The 4,469-nt window shown below is 40.3% G+C and carries 2 protein-coding genes; one reads left to right on the forward strand and one right to left on the reverse strand.

Annotated features, from left to right (window positions below; translation table 11 throughout):
• Positions 1 to 3,930: GbpC/Spa domain-containing protein (locus tag HZY94_RS02315; protein ID WP_322783464.1), on the reverse strand; the 3,930-nt coding region annotated here is incomplete at its 3' end.
• A gap of 366 nt (positions 3,931 to 4,296) precedes the next feature.
• Between HZY94_RS02315 and HZY94_RS02320 the strand changes: the two genes are divergently transcribed.
• Positions 4,297 to 4,469 (forward strand): helix-turn-helix domain-containing protein (locus HZY94_RS02320; RefSeq protein ID WP_179924846.1); only part of this gene is annotated, 173 nt, incomplete at its 3' end.

Below are 4,469 nucleotides of genomic sequence, written 5' to 3' on the forward strand. Positions count from 1 at the left end.
TAAGCTGATTTTAGGCGGATTGAACTTAGGTAAGCTGATTTTAGGCGGATTGAACTTAGGTAAGCTGATTTTAGGCGGATTGAACTTAGGTAAGCTGATTTTAGGCGGGTTGAACTTAGGTAAGTTGATTTTGGATGTTTTAAACTTAGGTAAGTTGATTTTGGATGTTTTAAACTTAGGCAAACTGACTTTAGGCGGGTTGAACTTAGGTAAGTTGATTTTGGATGTTTTAAACTTAGGTAAGCTGACTTTAGGTAGTTTAAACTTAGGTAAGTTGATTTTGGATGTTTTAAACTTAGGCAGCCTGATTTTAGGCAGTTTAAACTTAGGTAAGCTGACTTTAGGCAGTTTAAATTTAGGCAAACTTAGTTTAGGTAAGGATTTGGGTGTGCTAGCTTTTGTTTTGTTTCTTTTGGAAATCAGTTGTTTAAAAAAGGGGGAATCAGCCATAATGGTGTCAACGAGTACCGAATTTTTATTTTTTGCAGAGTTATGTTTATTTTTAGATGGATAGGGATCAAAATAGTAACCACGACCAGTTTTTAGCCGTGCTTTTAATTTACCATCAAATAATTCCTTATCTAGTAAATCCACATTTCCTGCCGTATTTTTAAACTTTCCACTTACTTTAGCATATCCCACCAGACCAAGTCCTCCCAGTGTTAATAAACTAGTTACAATTTCAGTAACAGCTTTATCTTGAGCCTGTGCTTTGTTATTTGAATAAAGTGACCAAAATAGATCTTTTCTTTTACTATCAAGATTAGGCTGACTATAGTATTTAATGATGCGTTGATCCATAGGTAGGTTTTTGAATTTGGGATGACGAGCCAAAATCATAGAGTCTATATCTGCATTAACGTCGTCCATGTTCATATCAGTGAAAATATCTCCGACAAAAGAGTTCAATTGGAGGGTTGATTTACTGTCAATATGAAATTTGGAAAGTAAGGGGTTAGGGAAGCCTAGGATGGGGAGTGGTGCGAAAACACCGCCAAGAGGAAGAGAGCCGAGACTACCAATAAATTTGACGGTAGAAGTAAGTGGACTATGGTGATAGGTAGATGCTAGGGTTGCCATAGTATGAGATAGATCGATTTTAGCGTTGTTGTTAATATGATTATTTCTGAGAATTTTCATTCCTTTCTTTGAAACATTTCCTTTGGGGGCTGATCCAAAAACTGTAAGTAGTTTTTGTAATTTACTATCGTTATAGTCCATATAAGCTAAGGCGGTAGCGATATCTCTATTAACAGTATCACTGTATAACTTTTTGTTATGTTTGAGATTTTTATTCTTTTCCCGTACTTCTTTTCCGACTTTTTCGATAAAGGCAATGAGTTTTTGCTGATCACCAGATTTTTTACTGATTTCAGTATTAATTCCAAAATAATCCTTGGAATCGATAGGGTCACCGTTTCGGTCTTTTACTATGTTTTGAGGTTTTGGAGGTTCCTTTGGCTTACCTTTCTTTTGAGTATTGTTGGTTACTTTTTGTGGAGTAGAGTTAAGATTTGCTGAGTTGGTAGTAGAGCCGTTTTGATTTGTCCAACTAAGTACATAGCTTGGGTAGGTTACTGGAACTGATGGGACATACGGTTGCGTATAGCGAATCCCTGGGCTTTGATTATAGTTGAAAGCAGGGGTTGGATAAATTCTAGTATCTACTGGATAGGATACCACAGGTCTAGTATTTGTAGAAGGTTTGATAGATACCGGTGCAAGGGGACGCTTGATTGGTCTAAGTGGTCTTGATTTTGAAGCATCCGTATTTGGTTTAGGAAGCGGCTGCTTAACAGGCTTAGCTTGTTCCTGTTTTGAAGTATCAGTACTTGGTTTAGGAAGCGGCTGCTTAACAGGACTAGTCGGTTTCGTTTTTGAAGTATCAGCATTTGGTTTAGGAATTGGCTGCTGAACTGGCTTAGTTTGTTCCTGTTTTGAATCATCAGTACTTGGTTTAGGAAGCGGCTGCTGAACTGGCTTAGTTTGTTCCTGTTTTGAATCATCAGTACTTGGTTTAGGAAGTGGTTGCTTAACAGGATTAGTCGGTTTCTCTTTTGAAACGTCGGTACTTGGTTTTGTAGGTTGAGTTACAGATGGGGTTTTATAAAGAACTTGATGTAAAAAGACAACTGGTGCTTTCGGGGCTGTTGGCTTGATAGCTGTAACCGTCAGTGGTTGGAGAGCTGGAATAATCTTTAGCTCTGGTTTTTTAGGTTGGACTGGTTGACTGACTGTGGCATAGGCTGGTTCTTTAGGTTGGAGGGGCTTCTTAGGAGCTTCTAGCTTTTTGGTGAGAAGCTCTGGTTTAATCGGAGCTACAGGTGGATTTCCAGGTTTTTCCCTCTGGATTAGCCCACTCGCCTTAATATCCGCATTGACAGTAAACCATTGGCGGGACCGATCTCTGAGTCTGCTTGGATTAGCGGATTTTTGAATATCATTAGGGTTGTAGCGGATTCCGAAGGTAAAGGAGATCTCCCCTCCTGTCGCAAGTGCAACACCTGCCCCGTAGTATTCATTGGAATGGCCGTCTTGATCCCACTCAGAGCGGTCGAATTTAGAACCGTCGGCCTTGGAATTATTACTTCCTCTGACAGCTACATAGCCATTTTCGCCACTGACGGAAGAGCCTGTAATGGGGATAAAGCTAAGATTAGCGTCCAATTGGACAAATTCCTGCTCCCCAAATTCAAAACTATTGTTGCGGGAGGCGAAGGATAAGAGGGCAGTTTTGTCTTTATCAAAGACGACAGGTGAACCATCCTCAAAAAAGTAGGTCATGGTTTGACGGATGGCAAAGTCAACCTGCCCCTGATTATTCCCATGAGTTCCTACATAGATCGTTTTAGTAGGATCAGTGTAGATAAAGGCAGTGGCTTTTCCATCTTCCGCAAAGGTTGATAGCAGCTCATAGGTATAATCTAAACGAGTAATTTTTTGGCCATTGTAAGATGTATTGGCAAGATTGGTATAACTCACTCGAATTGGTTGATTCTTTTCAAGAATTAGACCATAACCATCTCCACTTCCAGCTGGTGTTTCGGAACCAACTCCTTTGAAAAGAGTAGCTTCCTTGGTTAGAGGGAGTTTGTTAATGGTTCCTGCAACCCCGTCAAGACCTGAACCAAAATCATGACTAGGGGCAATGAAGGATTTGACTCCTTCAAAATGAACCGTCGCATTGGGTTCCGATTTGGCAATCAGGTATTGGGCGTAAACTTGGCTGAGGAAACCATCTTTTTGGCTATCTTCTTGAGCTTTGGCAAGAGCTGTTTGATAAGCTTTATTAGCTTCTTGGTAGAGGCTGAGTTCTTTTTCATACTGGGCTTGTTTTTCTTGGAAGCTCTTCTGAGCCTGCTCTTGTTCCGTTTTTTCCTTCTGATAGCTTTGTTCTTTGACTTGATAGTCTGTCAACTCCTTTTCAAAGGTTGCCAACTCAGTTTGGTAGTTTTCTTTTAATTGCTTGTTGAGCGCTTCTTGTTTTTGATAATTTTCAAGATTTGCTTGGTACTGAGCCTGCTCTTTTTCATAGGTAGCTAATTCTTGTTGATACTGCGCTTGCGCAGCGGTTTCTTCCTTTTTGCGATTGGCTTCAGCTTCTTGGTGCTGGTTAATCTCCTTGAGGGCAGCTTCATAGTTGGCCAAATCTACAGCATACTGCTCTTTTTCAAGTGCGTATTGCTTGGTCGCTTCTTGCAGTTCCTTGGTTTGTTGCTGATAGGCTTGATTTCGGTCGCTTTCGGTGGAGACCGTTTGGGGGTCCTCCTGGACGAGAATAATCCCTTCATTTTTAGCAGCCTCAAGGGCTGAATTGTAAGTCCCCAAAGAGGCTTCAGGATTTTCGCTGTGTTCTTCAGCTTGAATTTCTTGTGCCACAATCAAGGTTGGTGCTAGCAGTAAGCTACTAACGACGAAAGTCTTTTTCACGTCTACTCCTTATATTTTTATGTTTACCAACCTATTATAAATTTGTTTCGCGGATTGTCAAGTTCCTACAAGCGATTCTCCCTCATTTGGAGCTTGAGTCCGCAAACAAAAATTTTAAAATGAAGTTAGCCACCCATCCTATCTGCTAGATAAGTACTACAACTCATTCTGATGAGTTGTCTGATTTCATTTGATAATAGGTTTGGAGCTGTTAGGCTAATTGGCCAAGGCTAATGATAGCCTTGGTTTAGCCCTCAAAACAGCTTCAAAAGTCCCTGTTGTCAAATGAAATCCTTTTGTAAGGTATAAGAAAACACCTCCGTGCTATACTTGTTGTTCACCACAAACAAAAGGAAGGGCACAGAGATGCAAAACAATTATACAACAAAAGGAAAACATTTGACAATTAATGATCGTCGCTACATTGAACGATGGAACAAAGAAGGAAAATCCAATCGAGAAATTGCTCGCCTACTTGGAAGAGCTCCTCAAACAATCAATAACGAAATCAAGCGAGGGCAAGTCTTACAACAAGTGAG

The organism is Streptococcus danieliae, assembly GCF_013415245.1.
GTDB classification, from domain to species: domain Bacteria; phylum Bacillota; class Bacilli; order Lactobacillales; family Streptococcaceae; genus Streptococcus; species Streptococcus danieliae_A.